Here is a 21,202-nt window from a genome sequence, read left to right as displayed (position 1 = left end):
AACGATACAACTTAATGGAGGTTATTAGTCCATGCTGGAAGTTTTCAACACGTTAACTCGCGAAAAAGAACCTTTTAAATCAATTGAACCTGGTAAGGTGCGGATGTATGTTTGTGGGCCTACCGTTTATAATTATATTCATATTGGTAATGCTCGTAGTGCGGTGGCTTTTGACACTATTCGGCGTTATTTGGAATTTAGTGGCTATCAAGTTGATTATATTTCCAATTTCACTGATATTGGTGAAAAATTAGCCCGGACAGCAACAGCTGAAAAAACAACAGTCGCGGCAGTTGCAGCTAAATATATTGCTGCAGTTAATGAAGATAGTGCTGCTTTAAATATCGAACCAGCAACTTATCATCCTCGGGCAACCGAGAATATTAAAGAGATTATTGACTTGGTGACTAATCTGGTTGAACAAGGCATGGCTTATGAAGTTGCCGGGGATGTTTATTTTCGCGCTAAGAAATTTCCAGAATACGGTAAACTTTCGCATCAGCCGTTATCAGAATTAGAAGTTGGCGCTAGCCAACGAACCAACTCTGAGGAAACGGCACGTAAGGAAGATCCAATTGACTTTGCTTTATGGAAGGCAGCTAAGCCTGGCGAGGTTTTCTGGGAGTCACCATGGGGGCCTGGTTCACCAGGCTGGCATGTTGAATGTTCAGTAATGGCGATTAAATACCTGGGTAAGACGATTGATATTCATGGTGGTGGTGAAGATTTAACTTTCCCACATCATGAAAATGAAATTGCCCAAAGCGAGACTTTTACGGGCCAGAAGTTTGCTAATTATTGGTTGCATAATGGTTTTGTGACCGTAGGCACTGATGACGAAAAAATGAGTAAGTCTTTAGGTAACTTTGTGACTGCTCACGAAGCGCTCAGTCAATTTGATCCGCAAGCTATTCGATTTTTCATGGCAGCAACTCATTATCGGCGACCATTACGTTATACTGAAGCTGGTTTGGATGATGCTTTAGCGGAAATTCAGCGTTTCAAAATTGCCCGCGCTAATTTGTTATATCGGCGAAAAGATGCTGTTGCTGGTAATGATGTGGCAATTGATGGCCAGCGCCATTTATTTGTTGATCAATTCAAAACAGCCTTTGACGATGATTTTAATGTTCAAAATGGCCTTGCCGTCATTCACGAATATGTTCGTTTTATGAATAAGTACGCGCTCAATCCAGAAATTAAACTAGACACTTTAATGGCTTTAGTTCAGCAACTTGACCAATTTGTCGAGATTTATGGTGTTGATTTAAGTCAGACAGTGGGGTTAGATGCAGAAGTAGCCGATCTAATTGTCAAGCGAAATGCAGCCCGAGCAGCGAAAGACTATCAAACTAGTGACGAGATTCGTGATCAATTGACTGCTGCTGGTATTATTCTAGAGGACACAGCCCAAGGAACGAGGTGGCGTCGCGCATGAGTAATTTAGCGCAAAGCTTGAATGGTATTGCCTTAGCTTATTTAGGCGACGGCGTTTATGAAGTTTTTGTTCGGGAACACCTGCTTGAACTTGGGGTCAGTAAACCTAATCAGTTACAACGACAAGCGGTACAATTTGTATCGGCTAAGGCTCAGGCGGCATTAATTGAACAGATGCAAACTGAACAAATTCTCACGTCGGCGGAATTGGCAGTTTATCATCGTGGACGCAATGCTAAAAGCTACACCAAAGCAAAAAATACAGAAGTAATTACTTATCGGATGTCGACCGGATTTGAAGCTGTGTTTGGTTATTTAAAGTTGACCAAACAAGAGGCACGAATTGCTGAGTTGGCCCAATGGTGCCTGACAGAAGTGGAGAAAAAACGTGAAGAAACAACCAAGAAATAAAGCACCCTTTAAGCAAGATAATCGTGGCAAGAAATATCCACGGACTAATGAAGGCAAACAGCATCATCGCCGACCGGCTGTTGAGGCACCAACCACGGCGCCAATCACCGAGAGCGAAACGGATAATGCTGAATTTATTTATGGCAAGCATGCTGTTTTGGAGTATGTTAAAAGTGGTGATCCTCGCTCCGTGAATAAAATCTTCATGCAAAAGGGTTTGCACGGTGATTTAGCGACTAAAGTGGTTGAATTCAGTCAAAAAAACAAATTAGTTTTGCAAGAGGTGCCTAAGAGTCGCCTCGATGACTTAACAGCTGCTGGTAATCATCAAGGCGTCTTATTAACGCTTGCCCCATACCAATATGCAGAAGTGACCGATATTTTAGCTAAGGCAAAAGCCGCTAATGAACCACCATTGATCTTAATCCTAGACAATTTAAATGATCCGCATAATTTGGGTTCAATTTTACGAACGGCGGATGCGATTGGGGTTCATGGTGTAATCATACCTAAACGTCGTGCTGTTGGCGTGACAGCTGTTGTTGCCAAAACAGCGACTGGCGCTCTGGAACATGTTTTGGTTGCTCGGGTGACTAATTTAACAGCTACAATCAACGATTTGAAAGAGCAGGGGATCTGGGTTTTCGGGACTGCTATGGCTGGAGAAGATTATCGTATTTGGAATAGTCGGGGACCAGTCGCTTTAGTTATTGGTAATGAAGGCAAGGGGATTTCCCCGTTAGTTGCCAAAACAGTCGATGGGATGGTCACTATTCCGATGATTGGTCATGTTCAGAGTTTAAATGCCAGCGTGGCCACTTCGATTTTGCTATATCATATATTTGATCAGCGCCATCCAGTAACAGCTAGCCCTCAGCAGGCTTAATAAACTTGCTCATTAAGATATTGTGTAATTGAAGTACTTTATGATTTTTAGACAGGCTGTCTAATGATTATGAGGTATTTTTTTTACTTTCTTCACAGCGCCACTATGGTTCAGGGACCAGTGAGATGACAAGGTCGGACATCATTGTTGCAGTAAAAATAGATTGCTCAGATGAACTCATTTATTGTATTGCTTTACCATTTATGATAGCAATTAGAAATATTTTAATAACAATAACAGCTTAATATCAGTGCTCAAAAAGAATTAATTATAAAATAAACACTTGTTCGCTTACAACACAAAGTTGAATAGGTTATGCTGAGAGTACCAAAAATCGCTCATAAAGGAGCGATACTTTTATGAGCATTAATCAGAACGAATTATTACTAATTAAGGCAGTTCAAGATCATAGCGATTCCCAAGCCCTGGAATCACTGGTGAAAAAATACCAACCAATGATCTGCCGCGCTGCCCAGCAATTTTATTTTAAATTATTTGATCAAGATGATTGGCAACAAGAAGCTCGAATTGTTTGCTATGAGACTTGTTTATTATATCGAACTGATCATAACTGTCAGTTTGGTGCCTTTTTTAAACTACGCTTTCATAATCATTTGCGTAGTTTATTACGGCATGAGTTGGCTTTAAAGCGTCAAAGTAATCACCAGAGTTTGCCACTGGAGGATTATTTGGCTGAGGAAAACAGTTACGGGAGTATTTGCTATCCCACTCAGTTAAAGACACAAAGCTTTTTTGAAATGGAACAGTTTTTGAAAACACTGTCTTATTTTGAATTACAATCTTTTCGCGTGGCCTGCCAACAACAGACACTGGAAGAAACATGCCGGCACTTAGATTGTACAGAGGAACAAGTTCGACGTGGCATTGATCGTTGTCATGGTAAGATGCGTGAGTTTATTAAGGATAAAACTTAATGATGGTTGCCCAAATAAGTCATTGAAGTGATGTTACGCAGCTTGACTAGCGCGGTTTATATGCATGCAAGCAAAACGTGTTCGGAGCTGCAGCGTGCTATGGCTAACTTAAATATTTCAATGATCGGTTGACACCGCTCATCAAAATATTTGAAGTTAGCCTACGCGCGCTCTCGCAGCTCCTCACACTCTGCTGAAACGTGTTCTGGGTGCCAGACGTCTATGCCTAATTTAATTATTTGCTCGATCGGTTGCACCGCTCAATCAAATAATTGAAATTAGGCTATGTCGTCTACCCGGCACTCCTCACACTTTGGTTTAAAACGTGTTCGGAGCGACAAATGGCTAGGCCTAATTTGATAATTTGCTCGGTCACTTGCAGTGCCCAATCAAATTATCGAAATTACGCTACGCCAAAAGTACGTCGCTCCTCACACTCTTGTAATTTGGTTATGTTTATGCTAAATTTAATGTTAGTTAAAAAAGGGTGGCCAGATAGATGTCAGTTAGAAAAGTAGCCCTCGCTTGTACCGTTTGTGGATCGCGTAATTACACGATCACTGAGAACAATCAACGGACTGAACGGTTGGAAGTTCGCAAGTTTTGTAAACATTGTGGTAAACATACTTTGCATAAAGAAACGCGTTAGTTGAGGAGCAATTACAGATGAAACGATTATTTAAATTCTTTAAGAGTGTCGGTCAAGAAATGAAGTTGGTTGCTTGGCCAACAATGAAACAAACACGTCGCGATAGCTGGGTTGTTGTTTCAACATCAATTTTGTTTGCACTATACTTTGCATTATGCGATTTCGTGTTAAACAAACTTTTGACACAATTTATTTTTAAGTAGTGGATCTCTGGCGAGGCTAGACTTGTTTCTAGTCTCGCTTTTTTGTATAATGGAAGCAGTTGAGAAACTTCGTGTTGGCGGAGTTTTTTTATTTTGGTCAAATAATACCGATAGTAATCAAGAAAGGATCATTAAAAAATGGTTGAATCAATCGAAAAGAAATGGTATGTCCTTCATACTTATTCTGGTTATGAAAATAAAGTTAAAGCAAATCTAGAATCCCGGGCAACTTCAATGGGGATGGAAAACAATATTTTTCGGGTTATCGTGCCAGAAGAAACTGAAAAGGAAATTAAAAACGGTAAAGAAAAAGAAGAAATTCGCAAAACTTTTCCTGGTTATGTTTTAGTAGAAATGGTCATGACTGACCAAGCTTGGTTTATTGTTCGGAATACTCCTGGTGTCACTGGTTTTGTTGGCAGTCATGGGTCTGGTAGTAAGCCAGCCCCTTTATTAGACAGCGAAATCAAACATATTTTACATGATCTTGGTTTAAGTAGTCGTCATGCGGACTTAAAGTTTGATGTTGGTGAGACAATTAAGATTGTTGATGGTGCTTTTACTGGTCTGACTGGTAAAATCACTGAAGTTGATCCAGAAAAGCTTAAATTAAAAGTGGTTATTGATATGTTTAATCGTGAGACTAATGCGGAACTAGATTTCGATCAAGTTGACAAGTTGTAATTTATCCTGAAAATTTTCAGGTGATTAACAAAACTTTCAGATTTTTATTTCAATTAAGCCAGTAATATGCTATATTACTCTAGTGTGCTTTTATGTGGGAGGAGAAATTTCGATCTCCATTTACCACAACACGGATTAAGGAGGTTTTATCCCGTGGCAAAAAAAGTTGCGAACATCGTTAAGTTACAGATCCCTGCTGGTAAAGCGACTCCAGCACCTCCAGTTGGTCCTGCATTAGGTCAAGCCGGTATTAACATTATGGGCTTCACTAAGGATTTCAATGCACGGACTGCTGATCAAGCAGGAATGATTATTCCTGTTGTTATCACTGTCTACGAAGATCGTTCATTCGACTTCGTTACTAAGACACCACCTGCTGCTGTTCTTTTGAAGAAGGCTGCTGGTGTTGAACATGGCTCTGGCGAACCTAATACTAAGAAGGTAGCTAAGGTTTCTAAAGACCAAGTTCGTAAAATTGCTGAAACCAAAATGCAAGACCTAAACGCAGCTGACGTTGAAGCAGCTATGCGCATGGTTGAAGGTACTGCAAGAAGCATGGGCTTTGAAGTCACTGAATAGCTTATTGCTAGTCGGATAGACAATGAAAATTGTTCAATCAAGTGGGAGGACGATTGACTGTCGTTAAACGGCAAGTATAAGAACATCGTCCACTTGACCACATTTGCAAGGAGGAAAAATAATGTCAAAACATGGCAAAAAGTACATTGAAGCACTTAAGCAAGTTGACAAAAATAAAGAATACACTGCTAAAGAAGCCATCGCTCTTTTAAAGAAAGTTGATTTCGCAAAATTCGACGCTACTGTTGAAGTTGCTTACAACTTGAACGTTGACCCTAAACAAGCAGATCAACAAATCCGTGGGGCAATGGTCTTGCCTAACGGTACTGGTAAAACTCAAAAAGTCGTTGTCTTCGCTGAAGGCCCACAAGCAAAAGCTGCTGAAGAAGCAGGTGCTGACGTTGTTGGTTCTGATGACTTAGTACAACGTATCCAAGACGGTTGGTTAGATTTTGATGTTGCTGTTGCAACACCACCAATGATGGCCAAAGTTGGTCGTTTAGGCCGGGTCTTAGGTCCTAAAGGTTTAATGCCTAACCCTAAGACTGGTACCGTAACGATGGACGTTACTAAAGCCGTTGAAGAAGTTAAAGCTGGTAAAGTAACTTACCGTGTTGACAAGGCTGGTTTGATCCATGCACCTGTCGGCAAAGTAAGCTTTACTGAAGACCAATTGTTCGAAAACTTCAAGGCACTTGACGACGTCATTTTACGGGCTCGTCCAGCTGCAACTAAGGGTGTTTACATCAAGAGTTTAACTTTGACTTCAACATTCGGTCCTGGTTTAGCAATCGATACTAACTCACTCTAAACTCATTTGACAAGCACCAATTGACGTGCTATCTTATTTAAGAATAGTTTTTCTACCTAAGACTCAGGTGACGTATGTCTTAATATCCTGCCGAGGCCAGATGATGAATGCTTAATCTCTGTGTCTTCGGATACAGAGATTTTTTAATCCCGGCATGTTTGTGGTTGAAAGATAAATATTACGTGGAGGTGAAAAAAATGAGTGAAACAATTATTGCACAAAAAGCTTCTGTTGTTGAAGACGTCTACGAAAAATTTAGTAAAGCTAAATCAGTTGTCGTTGTTGACTACTTAGGTTTAACTGTTGCTGAAGCGACTGAATTACGTAAGGAATTACGTGAAGCAGGCGTTGAAATGAAAGTTGTTAAGAATACTTACTTGCGTCGTGCCGCTGATAAAGCTGGTTATGAAGGCTTAGATGAAACATTTACTGGCCCTACTGCCGTTGCTTTCTCTTACGATGATGTCACTGCCCCAGCTCGGGTTATGTCTAAGTTTGCTAAGAGTATCGATGCCTTGGAAATCAAGGGTGGTATCATCGAAGGTAAAGTATCTTCATTGGATGCAATTGCAGAATTGGCTACTTTGCCAGACCGCGACGGTATGCTTTCAATGTTACTTTCTGTATTAAAAGCTCCTGTTCGCAACGTCGCTTATGCTGTTAAGGCTGTTGCCGAAGCAAAAGATGACGAACCAGCTGCTTAATCTACCTGAAATTTAAAATTATTTAATTAATTGGAGGAAACAAACATGGCTTTAGATACACAAGCAATTGTTGATCAATTAAAAGATGCAACAATCTTAGAATTAAACGATTTAGTTAAAGCAATCGAAGAAGAATTTGGCGTTACTGCAGCAGCTCCTGTAGCTGCTGCTGGTGCTGCTGGCGCTGCTGCTGATGCAGAACCAACAGAAGTAAACGTTGAATTAACAGAAGTAGGTCAAGAAAAAGTTAAGGTTATCAAGGCTGTTCGTGAAATCACTGAATTAGGCTTGAAAGATGCTAAAGGCTTAGTTGACAAGGCACCTTCAATCATCAAGGAAGGTCTTGCTCCTGAAGAAGCTGACAAGATCAAAGCTAAACTTGAAGAAGTTGGCGCAACTGTTACTTACAAATAAGCTAATCACTTATTAAAGTAAATAAAAACCACCTGATTCCCAGTTATATGGGAGTCAGGTGGTTTTTTAGTGACATTGATTGATAGTTGCCAATCATGACGTTTCTGGCCGAACTAAGGAGTTGGGTTGAGCATCACTGGAACATGTTGTTGGAAAAACTAAGGTATTCCAAATGGCTTTAAAGTAAAACACTGGACTAGGTAGTATCCATGCTATAATAAATAAATTGAACAAGAAGTGAGGTTGACCAATGAGTCATCAATATTTTGAAGATAATCAGGATCTAGCTCATCAACGGGAAACATTTAGTTTTGAGCTGTTAGGTCACCAGTTGCAATTAACCACGGATGCAGGCGTTTTTTCTCGGGAACGGGTTGATTATGGGAGCGTCGTTTTGTTGAACGCTGTGGCACCTTTTTTGCCGAGTGGTCAACCATTTAAATTGCTGGATCTGGGCTGCGGGTATGGGCCAATTGGGTTGAGCATTGCCAAAGCATATCCTCAAGCGGTCGTGACTTTGGTTGATGTTAATCAACGGGCGCTGGATTTGGCTCAAGAGAATGCGACGGCCAATCAGGTAACAGATCAGGTCAATATTTTTGCCAGTGATGGATATCAAGCAATAACCGCTCAGGATTATGATTTTATTCTGACTAATCCGCCAATTCGTGCTGGTAAAACGGTGGTTCAGCGTTTGCTCAGTGAGAGTATTCAGTATTTAAAGCCACAAGGACAATTTTTCGCGGTCATGCAAAAAAAGCAGGGGGCACCCTCTGCTTTGAAATTATTACAGTCAGTTTATGATCAAGCGGAAATTGTTAAACGAGATAAGGGTTATTATATTTTACAAGGCCTTAATCTTTAAAAGCCGTAATTAATAAATAACATAAGACCAAATCATCCATTTGCTTAAGATTTAAATTGGTACTCTCGTAAAATCTTTCTAGGCGATATTGTAAGGTGTTGCGGTGTAAGAAAAGTTTCTTGGCGGCGGAACTTAAATTACCGGCACTTTGATATAAGGCAATAATAACATCCTTAATTTCATTATCCTTATTTAAAATACTATTCAGTTGTTGGGCTAATGGCGACTCACGCAATTGTGGCCGCGCGTAATAATCTAAAGCTAAGGTAGCCAAGCTACTAACGGAAGATGTTGACTTAGAAAAGACAGCCTGTTCTTCATTAAAAATAAGTGCTAATTGTTCATCTAGGGGCCAATAATTACCGATAAAAGCCTGAATTTTAACGAAGAAATCACTTTCGACGGTTTGCAGAATGCTTTCTAATTCAGGTAGCGTCAAAGTTTCCGGGCCGTTAGCTTGAACAACAATCAGTGTTTGGGTGTTTAAATAAAAATGAGAGACCAAATGGTTAAATAAGTCAGAAATGGATTGCTCTAATTCAGTCTGGTTACTTTGATCACGGAAAGTTAATTTAAATTGAATGATCCGGACTGTTTTAGTAGTGGCTGGTGGTAGAATCGTTGATTGCTGGGTTAGAAATTGATACCAAGGATTATTTTGAGCAGTAGTAGCGTAGTTTTGATCACTTAAATCTTGCAGAATCGCTTCGCTAGTACTATTGAGATTTTTACGCCGAATGGCTAACCAGTTACCATCAAAGGACCAAACTTCCTCCGCTGTTGTTGCAGCTTGCGGCCCGCTGATGATTCGTGATTTAGGGAAGGCGTTTTTTAAACGCATGACAAGATCGTTGGTTCCTGTACTCATGATTTGTAACCACCGTTTTTATTTTTAGTTTAACATGTTTTCCCGCTTAAAAGAAAGGGTGCTTGATTCGTGGATCGGTTGGTTCCGGTAGCGCTAGAACAACAGAATTATTTTATGAATGCTGCCATACAAGAAGCTGAGCAAGCAGCGGCAATTGGGGAGGTTCCGATTGGCGCAGTCATTGAGTACCATGGTCAGATTATTGGTCGTGGGTATAATCTGCGCGAGACTAGTCAAGATGCGACTGATCATGCCGAAATCTTGGCAATTCGCCAGGCTTGTCAGTCATTAGGAAGCTGGCGTTTAGAAGATTGTCGTATTTTTGTCACGTTAGAACCCTGTCCGATGTGTGCTGGTGCGATTATTAATAGTCGCATTGAACAGGTTTATTTTGGCGCGCCAGATCCCAAAGCTGGTGCTGCTGGCACATTGGTTAATTTACTAGCAGACTCACGGTTTAATCATCAACCTGGTGTTTTTCCTGATGTAGAGCGAGAAAAAACGCAAGCATTATTACAGGATTTTTTCCGAGCAATTCGTCAGCGACAGAAGGCAGCCAAAAAGCAACGCCAACAATTTTCTAAAAATCAGGAACAAGGCTAGCTTTTTAAGCGAAAATTAGTTACAATATATATTGCCGTTAAGGCTAAGGCAATGTCCTCCCTACGAATCGTGTCAGATTCGGAAGAAAGCAGCACTAAGTGGGGTAGAACATGTGCCTTATTTTTTTGACCAAAATTTCAAAGTCACTGATGTCAATTGACTATCTTTCACCAAAAAGGGGACATAAAAGTTGTTTGCGAGTGTGCCTTGCTGCGCTGTTGCAACTGGCTTTTTCAGATGATTATCTGGTGTTGTCGGTCAAGATTTTTATTTAATTGTGGATGACAGTTAGCCATTGTTTTGGTACAGTTAGTAGTAGAATTTGTGGTAACATAATAAGGAATCTGTTGGATATCAGTTCAAGAAAAGAAGGTGTCAGCATGGCGTATCAGGCGTTGTATCGGGTGTGGCGACCACAGACTTTTGGCGAAGTAGTTGGTCAGAAAATTGTCACCCAAACGCTTAAAAATTCAATTTTGACTGATCAAATTAGTCACGCTTATCTATTTGCAGGCCCACGAGGAACTGGAAAAACTTCTTGTGCAAAGATTTTTGCAAAGGCAATAAATTGTTTAACGCCAGTTGACGGAGAGCCTTGTAATCACTGTGATATTTGTCGAGCAGTGAATGAGAATCGCCTCACTGATGTTATTGAAATTGATGCGGCTTCAAATAATGGGGTCGATGAAATTCGTGACATTCGCGATAAGGTTAAATATCCGCCAACTGAAGCAAAATATAAAGTTTACATCATTGATGAAGTGCATATGTTATCAACGGGTGCCTTCAACGCACTCTTAAAAACGCTTGAAGAACCGCCAGCGCACGTGGTTTTCATTTTGGCCACCACGGAGATTCAAAAAGTACCAGCAACCATTATTTCACGGACGCAGCGCTTTAATTTTCGACGAATCACGCCGGCTGATTTAACGGAACAGATGGTCAAGATTCTTGACCAGAAACAAATCAGTTACGATGAGCCAGCCTTACAAGTGATTAGCCGCGCTGCTGATGGTGGGATGCGGGATGCCTTAAGTATTCTGGATCAGGTTCTTTCTTTCGGGCAAGATCATGTTTCTTTAGAGAATGCCCTAGAAGTTACTGGTGATGCCAGTGATCGGCAATTAGCGGCCTATTTAAGTGCTGTTTTTCAGCAGGATTTGGATCAGGCACTTCAGCAAATCACACAGTTATTCGCAAATGGACGTGCGACTACCCGGTTAATTGAAAGCATAATCGAATTATTCCGTAATTTGTTGTTACAACAGAATAGTCCAGAATTGGTAGCTAGTTTAAATTATCGTCCCTTACCGGAATCATTGAAGCCATTTGCAGCACAACTTAGTACGGCACAACTTTATCAAATGATTGGTTTTGCGAATGAGACGTTGCAACAGTTGCGTAACAGCACACATGGTGATTTGTTCCTAGAAGTTTTAACGGTCCGCTTAGTTAATCTTTTACGTGAAACGCCAGCCTCAGCTGTAGCCGATGAACAGGCCGTAGCTGTCGATCAGACGTTGGTTAATCAGTTACAAACGGAAGTGCAACAATTACAGGAACAAGTTAAACAGCTAAAACAAACTGGTATTCAGTCGCCAGCAACTGTGGCTAAACCGAAGAAGACAAGTCATCAAGCAGCACCAAAAGTTAATCGCCAAGCTATCTATCAAGTTTTGGCAGCGGCAACAAAAGAAGATCTCAGTGCTGTTCGTGAGGTTTGGCCAGACTTATTAGATAAGTTGTCGCCAGCAAAGCGAGCGATGATGAATGTGTCTGAACCAGTAGCTGCAAGTCCAGCGGCAATTGTGGTTGCCTTTGAGTATGCTTTCACTTTGAAGACGGCTAATGAGGATCAGACGTTACAAACTGATTTGAAGCAAGAGTTGAATCATTTTATGAATAATGATGCCAATATTGTTTTGGTTGAAAAGGACCAATGGCCAGCACTACGGCAGGATTATATTCAAGATTTACACAAAAAGAAACAGCAACAATTAGGTGAAGCTACGCCAACAACTGCCACTGAACCGGAACAACCGGCTGTTATTAGTCAGGCAGAGCAGCTATTTGGTAAAACAATTATTAAAGTTGAAAAAGATTAAGGAGTGGATGAATAATGATGCGTGGTAGTGGTAATATGGCTGGTATGATGAAAAAGATGCAAAAGTTACAAAAAGAAATGCAGGTAGCGCAAGCACAATTAGACGAAAAGGCTTTTGTCGGTAAATCCAGTGATGACTTAGTTCAAGTTAAGATGAATGGCAAGCGAGAAATTCAGGATTTACAAATCAATCCTAAAGTGATTGATCCTGATGATCCGGATATGTTACAAGACTTATTGATTCAAGCTTTCAATCAGGCTTTAGCGACGGTTGATCACGAGACAGAACAAACAATGGGTAAATATACTCGGGGCTTGATGTAAAGTATAGGTGGTTAAAAAATGCAGTACCCAGAAGCAATTGCCAAGCTGATCGACAGTTATATGAAATTGCCAGGAATTGGTAGTAAATCTGCAACTCGGCTGGCCTTTTATACGATTGATATGGACGAAACTACGGTTAAAGAGTTTGCTGAGAGTTTATTACAAGCAAAAAAAGATCTTCATTATTGCAGTATTTGCGGTAATATTACCGATACTGATCCTTGCGAGATTTGTCGTGATACTAGCCGTAATCAGCAAGAAATTCTTGTGGTTGAACAACCAAAAGATATTATGGCGCTGGAAAAGATGGATGACTATCATGGCCTTTATCATGTCCTACATGGTGTTTTGTCGCCGATGGATGGTAAGGGGCCAGAAGACCTGAATATTGCGCCACTGATCAAACGGTTGCAGCATAGTGATGTTAACGAAGTGATTATTGCGACTAATGCTTCACCTGAGGGCGAAGCAACAGCGATGTATTTGGCTCGTTTGATTAAGCCGGCAGGAATCAAAGTTACCCGGTTAGCGCATGGTTTATCGGTCGGCTCAGATATTGAATATGCAGATGAAATGACCTTACAACGTGCTGTTGAAGGCCGACAGGAGATGTAGTGCATGTTTTCGCGAAAAAAACAACTTTTGCGGCGACAAGGTGATGATGAGTTACGCGCAGAAATAGTGGATGTTCAAGATCAATTACTACGTTTACGACGGGTTGAATTGCAAGATGCCGAATTAGGCGGTCAATTTGCTGAAAGTGTTAAATTACAACAGGCAAAATTTAATTTACTTTATAATGAAGCACGGCATCGCGGCACTAAAGCAGCAGTCATCAGTCAAGCAATTACTCGGATTGATTAATCAGTGCAGTGTTATTAAGGATAATCAGTTAAACAAGCGTCAATCATAAGAATAATTTGATTTTAAGGTACAATGAAGGTAGAGGTTGTTATGGCAGGTTGTTTTATTTCTTTTGAAGGACCAGATGGTGCTGGCAAGTCCACGGTCATTCAAGCGATTGCTGAAGATTTACGTCAAAAAAAGCAAGCAAAAGTTTTGATTACTCGGGAGCCTGGCGGCAGTCAAATTGCTGAAAAAATTCGGCAAATTATTTTAGATGTTGAGAACTCAGCAATGGATGATTGGACCGAGGCTTTGCTCTATGCGGCATCACGGCGGCAACACCTAGTAGAGGTGGTTGAACCGGCACTGGCAGCTGGTCAAATTGTTTTGTGCGATCGTTATGTTGATAGTTCGGTTGCTTATCAAGGTGGCGGACGACAATTAGGTGCTCAAAAAGTCGCCCAATTAAATGATTTTGCCATTCAGGGTAAATTACCAGATTTAACGATTTATTTAGATTTGCCAGTTGAAATAGGCTTGCAGCGAGTGCAGAAGCTTGGTCAAGGTTTTGATCGTTTAGAAGGTCAAAAGCTTGAATTTCATCAGCGTGTTCGCCAAGCTTATCTAGACTTAGCGGCCAATAATCCGACAAGAATCAAAAAAGTTGATGCGCAACAATCGCTGACTAAAGTGATTCAAGACTGCCAGACAGTTATTACAACTTATCTCACAGCAAATATTTAGGAGGAACCAATCATGAAACTTATTCTAGCGATTGTCCAAGATAAAGATGCTAATGTGTTAAGTAATCAATTAATTGATGCCAATATTCGCGCAACGAAATTGTCGACGACTGGTGGTTTCTTACGGTCTGGTAATACGACTTTTATTGTTGGAATCGAAGATGATCGGGTTGAAGAAGTGCTCGATATTATTAAACAGACCTCTCATGCACGGCAACAATTTATGACACCACCAGTTAATTTGGACCCAATGGGTGATACGTCAATGCCATATCCAATGGAAGTTCAGGTTGGTGGCGCCACCGTCTTTGTGATGCCAGTTGATCAATTTCATCACTTCTAAAGTTAGGATTTCTTGTGGAAATAACAATTAAGCAACTAAAAACGCATTTTCAAAATTTAATTCAACAAGACGAGCTTAGTCATGCCTATCTATTTGTCGAGTCAGTGCGAGCTAATGCACTGCCACTAGCTCAATGGCTTGCCCAACGCTTGTTCTGTGATCACTTGACGACGGCAGGTTTTCCTTGTGGTCAGTGTCATGAGTGCCAGCGAATCATTGAAGGCAATAATCCTGACTATTTAGTGCTTAATAGCACGACCAAGACGATTTCCGTCGATGATACGCGACATTTGAAAGAAGAATTATCCAAAAGTGGTTATGGTAGTTGGCGGATTTTTGTTATTGAGGACGCTGACAAAATGACGATTCCGGCGGCTAATTCGTTACTGAAGTTCTTGGAAGAGCCCGTTAGTCAAGTGTTGATCATTTTAACAACAACGCAAGAAAGTCAGATTTTGCCGACCATTCGTTCACGAGTGCAAACAATGATGTTACCAGAGCCTGATTTAACTCAGCGTGTTCAAAGCTTGTCAGATTTAGGTTTCAATCAAGAGCTGAGTCAATTATTGGCACAAACAACTTTAAATCAGAGCCAGTTAGCTGAATTAGCCGAAGACGAGCAATTGAAGGAAAAAATCTCTTCCTTTGCGCAATGGTGGCCGCGGCTTGCACTGGGGGATGCGCTAGCCTTCCCACAAGTTCAGACAACGATTTTGCCGGCTTTTAAGGGAAACTTGTTACAAGACCTGTGCCAAGAAATGTTATTGATTGTCTTTAGTGACTTATTTACCGCTAAGTTCTCCTTGGCGCAACCATTAAAGTGGCCGCAGCAAGAACCAAGTTATCAACATGTGGCCGGGAAAATAACCAGTGGTCAGCTAACTGCCAGTCTGACAGAAGTTTTACAAATGAAACAATTATTACATGCCAATGTGACTTTTCAGAATGTATTAGAGCAGTTATCCTTACAATTTTTTATGATAAAAGAGGGAAATTTTAAATGAATCAGCCTGATCCTTTTACAGATTTTCAGCGTTTGTCAGCAGAAGCCGATAACCTCGCTCATGACCTTGCCAAGTTTCGGCAGGAGCTGAATAATGTTTTAGAACAAAATGCCGAACTCGTTATTGAAAATAAGCATTTAAGGGGTCGTTTAAACGATTTGGCGCCACAGTCAGAACATGGTAGTCAGAAAGATGAGATGTTGCCCTCACGGCGTAATTTGGAGAAATTATACGATGCTGGTTACCATATTTGTAATATGATGTATGGTGCTCGCCGTGAAAATAATGAACCATGTGCATTTTGTACCGCGATTATTTATGGTAGCGGTAATCGTACCAACCATTAAAAAGGAGGCCATGATTTTGCAGATTCAAAAAAGTTTTGAACCTACGAAAAAGGGCACTCTTTTTTTAGTGCCTACACCAATTGGTAATTTAGATGATATTACTGTCCGAACCTTAAAAACATTGCAGGATGTGGATTTAGTGGCTTCCGAGGATACACGCAACACGGGGAAACTATTGGCCCATTTTGAAATTAAAACGTCGCAAATCAGTTTTCATGAGCATAATACGCAGCAGCGGATTCCGGAGTTAATTGCGGAACTAGAAGCTGGTCATTCGATTGCCCAAGTGTCTGATGCGGGCCTACCCTCTATTTCTGACCCCGGTCATGAATTGGTAGTTGCGGCCATTGCCGAAGACATTCCTGTGGTGCCGTTACCTGGTGCTAGTGCCGGAATCACGGCTTTGATTGCTTCGGGATTAGCGCCACAACCATTTTATTTTTATGGTTTTTTGCCTCGTAAGAAGAAATTGTTGCGGGCGGCATTAGAACAGTTAGTCGATCATCCGGAAACGGTGATTCTTTATGAATCGCCACATCATTTACAACGAACATTAGCTGATTTAGCGACTTTTTTTGCGACTGAGCGGCAACTTGTTTTAGGGCGCGAGCTAACTAAGCTACATGAATCATTTGAACGTGGCACTTTAGCGGAGTTGCAAGCGTGGTATCAGAGCCATGAACCTCGCGGGGAGTATGTGATTTTAATTGCCGGGCAGCTTCCTAAGGTTGAAGCGGCAGCCGCTGATTTGTCTGACGTCGCATTACAGGCCGCTGTGACGGCTTTAATTGATGAGGGTATGCGACCTAATGCTGCGATTAAACAAGTTGCTAATCGCTATGATTTATCGCGTCAGGAAGTGTATCAGCGGTATCATCAGTTAGGTTAGTCGGACTTAGATTAATTTGAAAGTAGGCGTATTAATGACAGTCTCGTATTACTCAGAGAAGTTTCAAGTTCCTTTTTTTGAATGTGATGCCCAAGGAACTATGCATTTGTCGGCTTTAATGGATCATCTTGTTCTAGCATCAGAACATCAACTGCAGGAGTTTGGCGCCGGTCCGACACAATTAGCAGCTATGGCGCTAGGCTGGGTCACGACTGAATACCAGATTGAGATTGAACGTTTACCACGCCAACACGAATTTGTGACGGCTAAAACCGGCGTGCCTCAATTTAATAAATTTTTCTGTTATCGTGATTATTTCTTACTTGATGAGCACAGTCATCCGATTGTGACAGTGCACAGTATTTGGGTAATTATGAGTTTTGCAACTCGCCGGATGATCCAATTACCTGTGGCAGAATTGCATTTGGATGCTTGTTCAGACTACTCAGCTACGGTAGTGCGTTTTCCAAAATTAGTTAAACGCGATTGGACCGCTGTTGATTATCAAAAGGATTATCAAGTGCGTTATTTTGATATTGACTCTAATCGACACGTCAATAATGTGCATTATTTTGATTGGATGTTGGATAGTTTACCTGGTGATTTCTTGCGTGATCACCAAATTAGCACAATGTTGATTCGCTACGAACGTGAAACGCGTTATGGTGAAAATATTGTGAGTCAGACGCAATTGACAGAAACACCAGCTTTGACAACAGCTCATCGGATTACCCGCGGAACTGAAGTTGCTGCAGAAGCTGATGTTACTTGGCAAAAACGTTCATGATTTTAATTATTTAATTGAGCACAACTTAATTTCTTGCCTTTTAAAGTGGAATACTCTATGATTAAAAATATTCGGAGTAGGTGAGTAAGCGTTAAGTGCTGATGGAACGGAATGTGAACATCGGACGAAGAATTAATTCGCGATTTATTCACCGCATTCGCCGCTTTTTTTAGTGGCGCTCCAAAAAAGGAGTGTTCAATTATGCAGAAAACAACGCGGCGTGGCTTGGCTACGCGAAAGTTGGTCTTTTTGGCGGTCCTTATTGCAATGCAATTAGTTGTGGGCCGCTTTTCGTTTGGTACAAATTTTCTTAAGGTGTCGGCAACATTTTTAGTTAGCGCCTTAATTGGCTATTGGTATGGGCCATTTTATGCAGCCATTGCTGGTGGTGTAAGTGATTTGATCGGTGCAATTCTATTACCAATGGGTAGCTTTAACTTTGGTTTCACCTTGGTTGCCATTTTTAGTGGCTTTATCTTTGGTTGGTTGTTAGATCAACGTCACATGCCCCAACCAGTTTGGTGGCGAGTATTGGCAGTTGCGGGGATCATTAATTTAGGCAGTAATTTGTTCTTAAATACGGTATTACTACATTACATGTATGGTGCCAATTTCTGGCCGTTATTTTTGACGCGGTTGCCCAAGGAATTGATTATGATTCCCATTTACTACTTGGGTATTTATTTCTTGTTAAAAGCAGTCGCTAAACTACATTTAGAGCAACGTTTGAACGCTTAAAAGTTTGCTGTTGTCAGCTACTCAATCGTGACTAAACAGGTCATTTCGCTCATAGTTTGGCAGCGTTCAATTGTTATTAGCCTAGTTGTCGTCACTTACAACTAGGTCTTTTTATGTTAAAATAAAACTATTCATTTCAGAAAGAGGCGCAGTGCTTGTGTTGACCCTTGCTTTAGATACTTCCAATATTCCCTTAAGCGTGGCGGTGATTGCCGACCAGCAACCAATTGCCCAGATTCAAACAGCCTGTGCAAAGAATCATAGTACGACGTTAATGCCAGCAATTGATCAGGCTTTGAAATTGGCACAAACTTCAATTCAGTCAATTGATCGATTTGTGGTTACTTTAGGTCCTGGCTCCTATACTGGGGTGCGAATCGCAGTGACAACTGCCAAAACGCTGGCCTGGACACTGGCTAAGCCATTGTATGCAATTTCCAGTTTGGCGGCACTAACGACACCATGGGCACTGGCAACACAAGAACAAGTGGTGGTACCTTTGATTGATGCGCGGCGGGACTGTTTCTTCACTGGCTTTTACCAGTGGCAGCAGTCACATGTATCAGCTGTTCGACCAGATGTTTATTTAAGTGCTGCTCAAATTGTCACTGCTATTAAGCAGTTGGCTCAGGAAAAAGTGATTTTGGCTGGTAGCTTAACTAGTGAGCAGGAGGAATTTTTCCGACAGGCATTACCAACAAAACAATTACAAATCGCTAGTGGCTTAGCAGCACAACCTTTAGCGGGGAACTTTAACTTGTTAGTAGCTGAAACGAACTTAGTGTCAGATTTAAATGCCTTAGTTCCCAATTATTTAAGACCGACTGAAGCTGAAGCCAATTGGTTGAAAGCTCATCCGGACGCGCCAAAAACAAATTATGTTGAAGAAGTTTAGACAGTGGTTACCTTGGCGCTCTAAGCAGGTGTCTGCAATGAAGTACCCCTATTTATTTACCTTAGCTGGTCATGATTACTATTTGCGTCCCTTAGTTGCCGGCGATTTGGACCAAGTGTTAGTGGTCGAGCGTGAACTATATGCTGGCATGTTACCTTGGAGTCGCTGGGTCTTCCTGAACGAAATCAATCATCAAAGTCAACGATTATACTGGGGATTGTTTACGCCTGATGATCAGTTAATTGGCTATATTGGGTGCTGGTTGAAATTTCGCGAGAGTCATATTACGAACTTGGCGATAGCGAAGGATTGGCAGGGTCGTGGTCTGGGACGTTTTTTGATGAAAAAAATGATTGTTGTCGCGCAAGCACATCAATGTCAAATCGTTACCCTGGAAGCCCGTACCGATAATTTACCAGCTCTAAATTTATATCATCAATTAGGATTTATTGATCAGAAAGTGAGAGTCAATTACTATGACTACGATCATTCTGATGCTGTTTCAATGTGTTTATCATTAAATAAAAAGTAATAGCGTGGTGTCTTTTTTGAATAATCAGCGACAACTTATTTTAGCGTTTGAATCTAGTTGTGATGAAACTAGTGTGGCCGTAATCGAAAATGGTCATAAAATTTTAAGTAATATAATTGCGACTCAAATCAAAAGTCATCAACGTTTTGGTGGTGTTGTGCCTGAAGTGGCCAGTCGTCACCATGTTGAGGCGGTTTTGCATTGCACTGACCTAGCGTTATCAGAAGCACAGGTTACTTATGCTGACTTAACTGCAGTGGCAGTAACTTATGGGCCCGGCTTAGTGGGGTCGCTTCTGATTGGTATTAGTGCGGCTAAAGCAATTGCATATGCGCATCAGCTACCCTTGATTCCAGTTAATCATCTGGCTGGTCATATTTACGCTGCCCAGTTGGTTAAACCTCTGCGCTATCCGTTTATGGCGCTAGTTGTGTCTGGTGGCCATACGGAGTTAGTTTTGGTACCTAAACCTGATGAATATCATTTATTAGGTGAGACTCGTGACGATGCCGCCGGCGAAGCCTATGATAAAATAGGACGGATTCTGGGAATTAATTATCCTGCTGGTAAGGCAGTAGATCAGTTAGCACATCAAGGTCACGATACCTTTAACTTCCCACGGGCCATGCTTGACGAAGACAATTATGATTTTAGTTTCAGTGGGTTAAAGAGTGCGTTCATTAATCGCGTCCATCATGGTGACCAAATTGGCGAAGAATTAAATCGTGCTGATTTAGCTGCGAGTTTTCAGGCCAGTGTTAGCGATGTTTTAGTTGGCAAGACATTACGCGCGTTAGTGGCATATCCAGTGCAACAATTGATTATTGCCGGTGGTGTAGCTGCTAACCAAGGACTACATGAGAAAATGACTGTGGAACTCGCCAGTAAGTTTCCGGAGATCGATTTAATCGTGCCACCGTTACGTTTATGCGGTGATAATGCCGCTATGATTGGCGCCGCTGCCCAGATTAAGCTGGATAATCATGATGAATTTGCGGATTTAAGTTTAAATGCGGCCCCTGGTCTAGACCTGATCTAACTTAGATGATTGACACTTACTATTTTTTAGACTAATATTAGATTGTACTGAAAGCGATTGAATCACTTTCATTTAAACAATAAAGGAGCGCTTATATTATGGCTGAAAAAACAATTATGCTCGTATGTAGTGCTGGTATGTCTACTAGCCTTTTAGTTACAAAAATGCAAAAAGCTGCTGAAGCAAAAGGTATCGATGTTGATATCTTTGCTACAGCTGCAAGTGATGCCGACAACGAATTAGCATCAAAGAAGATTGATGTTATGTTGCTCGGACCTCAAGTACGTTTCATGTTAAGCCAATTCCAGAAGAAATTAGCTGACAAGAATATCCCAGTTGAAGTTATCGACATGCGCTCTTATGGCATGATGGATGGCGATGCCGTTTTGGCACAAGCTGAGAAATTAATGGCTTAATTAGTCATTAACCATTAAAAAAAGGTCTAGTCCAAATGAGTGTTTGCTCATTTGGCTAGGCCTTTTTGTTTCTTATGTAGAAATGCAACCACAAGTTTTACTTGTGGGGGTCAGAGAAGCTTTAGCGAAAAAAACATCCTTTCAGT

The 21,202-nt window shown here is 41.1% G+C and carries 29 protein-coding genes, 1 other RNA gene, 1 riboswitch and 1 other annotated feature; of the genes, 29 read left to right on the top strand and 1 reads right to left on the bottom strand.

The window, feature by feature from the left end; genetic code table 11:
* The first annotated feature begins 31 nt into the window (after nt 1–31).
* From cysS to EKM81_RS06220, 12 genes are all read left to right on the top strand, one after another.
* Nucleotides 32–1,438 carry a cysteine--tRNA ligase gene (cysS, locus tag EKM81_RS06275; protein ID WP_125649958.1) on the top strand — a complete coding sequence of 469 codons (1,407 nt, stop codon included), beginning with the start codon at nt 32–34 and terminating at the stop codon, nt 1,436–1,438.
* Nucleotides 1,435–1,848, top strand: a complete 414-nt coding sequence (locus EKM81_RS06270; RefSeq protein WP_125649955.1) for a Mini-ribonuclease 3 — start codon at nt 1,435–1,437, stop codon at nt 1,846–1,848. Before cysS ends, EKM81_RS06270 begins: the two co-directional genes overlap by 4 nt.
* Before the next feature lie 103 nt (nt 1,849–1,951).
* Nucleotides 1,952–2,734: a 23S rRNA (guanosine(2251)-2'-O)-methyltransferase RlmB gene (gene rlmB / locus EKM81_RS06265; protein ID WP_125650000.1), complete on the top strand. Its 783-nt coding sequence runs from the start codon at nt 1,952–1,954 to the stop codon at nt 2,732–2,734.
* 359 nt (nt 2,735–3,093) lie between these two features.
* Nucleotides 3,094–3,669: a sigma-70 family RNA polymerase sigma factor gene (locus tag EKM81_RS06260; protein ID WP_125649953.1), complete on the top strand. Its 576-nt coding sequence runs from the start codon at nt 3,094–3,096 to the stop codon at nt 3,667–3,669.
* Nucleotides 3,670–4,168: 499 nt separating this feature from the next.
* The gene (gene rpmG, locus EKM81_RS06255; RefSeq protein ID WP_125649950.1) at nt 4,169–4,318 is read left to right on the top strand and encodes a 50S ribosomal protein L33; all 150 of its coding nucleotides are present in this window, start codon (nt 4,169–4,171) and stop codon (nt 4,316–4,318) included.
* Nucleotides 4,319–4,335: 17 nt separating this feature from the next.
* Nucleotides 4,336–4,521: a preprotein translocase subunit SecE gene (secE, locus tag EKM81_RS06250; RefSeq protein ID WP_125649947.1), complete on the top strand. Its 186-nt coding sequence runs from the start codon at nt 4,336–4,338 to the stop codon at nt 4,519–4,521.
* Nucleotides 4,522–4,659: 138 nt separating this feature from the next.
* Nucleotides 4,660–5,205, top strand: coding sequence for a transcription termination/antitermination protein NusG (nusG, locus tag EKM81_RS06245; RefSeq protein ID WP_125649944.1), 546 nt, complete (start codon nt 4,660–4,662; stop codon nt 5,203–5,205).
* 153 nt (nt 5,206–5,358) lie between these two features.
* Nucleotides 5,359–5,784, top strand: coding sequence for a 50S ribosomal protein L11 (gene rplK / locus EKM81_RS06240; protein WP_125649941.1), 426 nt, complete (start codon nt 5,359–5,361; stop codon nt 5,782–5,784).
* A 121-nt stretch (nt 5,785–5,905) separates the two neighbouring features.
* Nucleotides 5,906–6,595, top strand: coding sequence for a 50S ribosomal protein L1 (rplA, locus tag EKM81_RS06235; RefSeq protein WP_125649939.1), 690 nt, complete (start codon nt 5,906–5,908; stop codon nt 6,593–6,595).
* Nucleotides 6,596–6,632: 37 nt separating this feature from the next.
* Nucleotides 6,633–6,749, top strand: a sequence feature (ribosomal protein L10 leader region).
* 43 nt (nt 6,750–6,792) lie between these two features.
* Entirely contained in the window at nt 6,793–7,299 is a 507-nt protein-coding gene (rplJ, locus tag EKM81_RS06230; protein WP_125649936.1) for a 50S ribosomal protein L10, read from the top strand.
* A gap of 45 nt (nt 7,300–7,344) precedes the next feature.
* Nucleotides 7,345–7,713: a 50S ribosomal protein L7/L12 gene (gene rplL, locus EKM81_RS06225; protein ID WP_125649933.1), complete on the top strand. Its 369-nt coding sequence runs from the start codon at nt 7,345–7,347 to the stop codon at nt 7,711–7,713.
* A gap of 250 nt (nt 7,714–7,963) precedes the next feature.
* Nucleotides 7,964–8,578, top strand: coding sequence for a class I SAM-dependent methyltransferase (locus EKM81_RS06220; RefSeq protein ID WP_125649930.1), 615 nt, complete (start codon nt 7,964–7,966; stop codon nt 8,576–8,578).
* Here EKM81_RS06220 and EKM81_RS06215 read toward each other — a convergent pair.
* Nucleotides 8,568–9,446 (bottom strand): helix-turn-helix domain-containing protein, encoded by an 879-nt coding sequence (locus EKM81_RS06215; RefSeq protein ID WP_125649927.1) that lies wholly within the window; start codon nt 9,444–9,446, stop codon nt 8,568–8,570. The genes EKM81_RS06220 and EKM81_RS06215 overlap by 11 nt on opposite strands.
* A gap of 78 nt (nt 9,447–9,524) precedes the next feature.
* Between EKM81_RS06215 and tadA the strand changes: the two genes are divergently transcribed.
* From tadA to EKM81_RS06130, 17 genes are all read left to right on the top strand, one after another.
* Entirely contained in the window at nt 9,525–10,049 is a 525-nt protein-coding gene (gene tadA / locus EKM81_RS06210; protein ID WP_263853325.1) for a tRNA adenosine(34) deaminase TadA, read from the top strand.
* Between the two features lie 35 nt (nt 10,050–10,084).
* An RNA gene (ffs, locus tag EKM81_RS06205) (signal recognition particle sRNA small type) lies at nt 10,085–10,183 on the top strand.
* Between the two features lie 246 nt (nt 10,184–10,429).
* Nucleotides 10,430–12,154: a DNA polymerase III subunit gamma/tau gene (gene dnaX / locus EKM81_RS06200; protein WP_125649924.1), complete on the top strand. Its 1,725-nt coding sequence runs from the start codon at nt 10,430–10,432 to the stop codon at nt 12,152–12,154.
* Nucleotides 12,155–12,171: 17 nt separating this feature from the next.
* A complete protein-coding gene (locus tag EKM81_RS06195) occupies nt 12,172–12,477 on the top strand; it encodes a YbaB/EbfC family nucleoid-associated protein (protein ID WP_164509233.1) in 306 nt (101 codons plus the stop codon).
* 18 nt (nt 12,478–12,495) lie between these two features.
* Nucleotides 12,496–13,092, top strand: a complete 597-nt coding sequence (gene recR / locus EKM81_RS06190) for a recombination mediator RecR (protein ID WP_125649918.1) — start codon at nt 12,496–12,498, stop codon at nt 13,090–13,092.
* Nucleotides 13,093–13,095: 3 nt separating this feature from the next.
* Nucleotides 13,096–13,341, top strand: coding sequence for a DUF2508 family protein (locus EKM81_RS06185; RefSeq protein ID WP_125649915.1), 246 nt, complete (start codon nt 13,096–13,098; stop codon nt 13,339–13,341).
* Between the two features lie 90 nt (nt 13,342–13,431).
* A complete protein-coding gene (gene tmk, locus EKM81_RS06180; RefSeq protein ID WP_125649912.1) occupies nt 13,432–14,067 on the top strand; it encodes a dTMP kinase in 636 nt (211 codons plus the stop codon).
* Nucleotides 14,068–14,079: 12 nt separating this feature from the next.
* A complete protein-coding gene (locus tag EKM81_RS06175) occupies nt 14,080–14,409 on the top strand; it encodes a cyclic-di-AMP receptor (protein WP_125649910.1) in 330 nt (109 codons plus the stop codon).
* Nucleotides 14,410–14,423: 14 nt separating this feature from the next.
* On the top strand, nt 14,424–15,413 hold the full coding sequence (locus tag EKM81_RS06170) for a hypothetical protein (protein WP_164509231.1): 990 nt from the start codon (nt 14,424–14,426) through the stop codon (nt 15,411–15,413).
* Nucleotides 15,410–15,760 carry an initiation control protein YabA gene (locus tag EKM81_RS06165; RefSeq protein ID WP_125649904.1) on the top strand — a complete coding sequence of 117 codons (351 nt, stop codon included), beginning with the start codon at nt 15,410–15,412 and terminating at the stop codon, nt 15,758–15,760. Before EKM81_RS06170 ends, EKM81_RS06165 begins: the two co-directional genes overlap by 4 nt.
* 16 nt (nt 15,761–15,776) lie before the next feature.
* Nucleotides 15,777–16,649, top strand: coding sequence for a 16S rRNA (cytidine(1402)-2'-O)-methyltransferase (gene rsmI, locus EKM81_RS06160; protein ID WP_379880906.1), 873 nt, complete (start codon nt 15,777–15,779; stop codon nt 16,647–16,649).
* A gap of 34 nt (nt 16,650–16,683) precedes the next feature.
* Nucleotides 16,684–17,436, top strand: a complete 753-nt coding sequence (locus tag EKM81_RS06155; RefSeq protein ID WP_125649899.1) for an acyl-[acyl-carrier-protein] thioesterase — start codon at nt 16,684–16,686, stop codon at nt 17,434–17,436.
* A 70-nt stretch (nt 17,437–17,506) separates the two neighbouring features.
* Nucleotides 17,507–17,601: riboswitch (THF riboswitch) on the top strand.
* 36 nt (nt 17,602–17,637) lie between these two features.
* Entirely contained in the window at nt 17,638–18,174 is a 537-nt protein-coding gene (locus EKM81_RS06150; RefSeq protein ID WP_125649896.1) for a folate family ECF transporter S component, read from the top strand.
* 157 nt (nt 18,175–18,331) lie between these two features.
* Nucleotides 18,332–19,069: a tRNA (adenosine(37)-N6)-threonylcarbamoyltransferase complex dimerization subunit type 1 TsaB gene (tsaB, locus tag EKM81_RS06145; RefSeq protein ID WP_164509230.1), complete on the top strand. Its 738-nt coding sequence runs from the start codon at nt 18,332–18,334 to the stop codon at nt 19,067–19,069.
* A gap of 37 nt (nt 19,070–19,106) precedes the next feature.
* Nucleotides 19,107–19,601 (top strand): ribosomal protein S18-alanine N-acetyltransferase, encoded by a 495-nt coding sequence (rimI, locus tag EKM81_RS06140; RefSeq protein ID WP_164509229.1) that lies wholly within the window; start codon nt 19,107–19,109, stop codon nt 19,599–19,601.
* A 16-nt stretch (nt 19,602–19,617) separates the two neighbouring features.
* Nucleotides 19,618–20,640, top strand: coding sequence for a tRNA (adenosine(37)-N6)-threonylcarbamoyltransferase complex transferase subunit TsaD (tsaD, locus tag EKM81_RS06135; RefSeq protein WP_125649887.1), 1,023 nt, complete (start codon nt 19,618–19,620; stop codon nt 20,638–20,640).
* Between the two features lie 98 nt (nt 20,641–20,738).
* Complete coding sequence (locus EKM81_RS06130) at nt 20,739–21,056, top strand: PTS sugar transporter subunit IIB (RefSeq protein WP_125649884.1); 318 nt, start codon at nt 20,739–20,741, stop codon at nt 21,054–21,056.
* The last annotated feature ends 146 nt before the right edge of the window (nt 21,057–21,202 follow it).

This window comes from Lapidilactobacillus gannanensis (assembly GCF_003946675.1).
Lineage (GTDB): Bacteria > Bacillota > Bacilli > Lactobacillales > Lactobacillaceae > Lapidilactobacillus > Lapidilactobacillus gannanensis.
The sequence above is the reverse complement of the archived record's forward strand: the minus strand, read 5'-3'. Positions and strand labels throughout refer to the sequence as shown.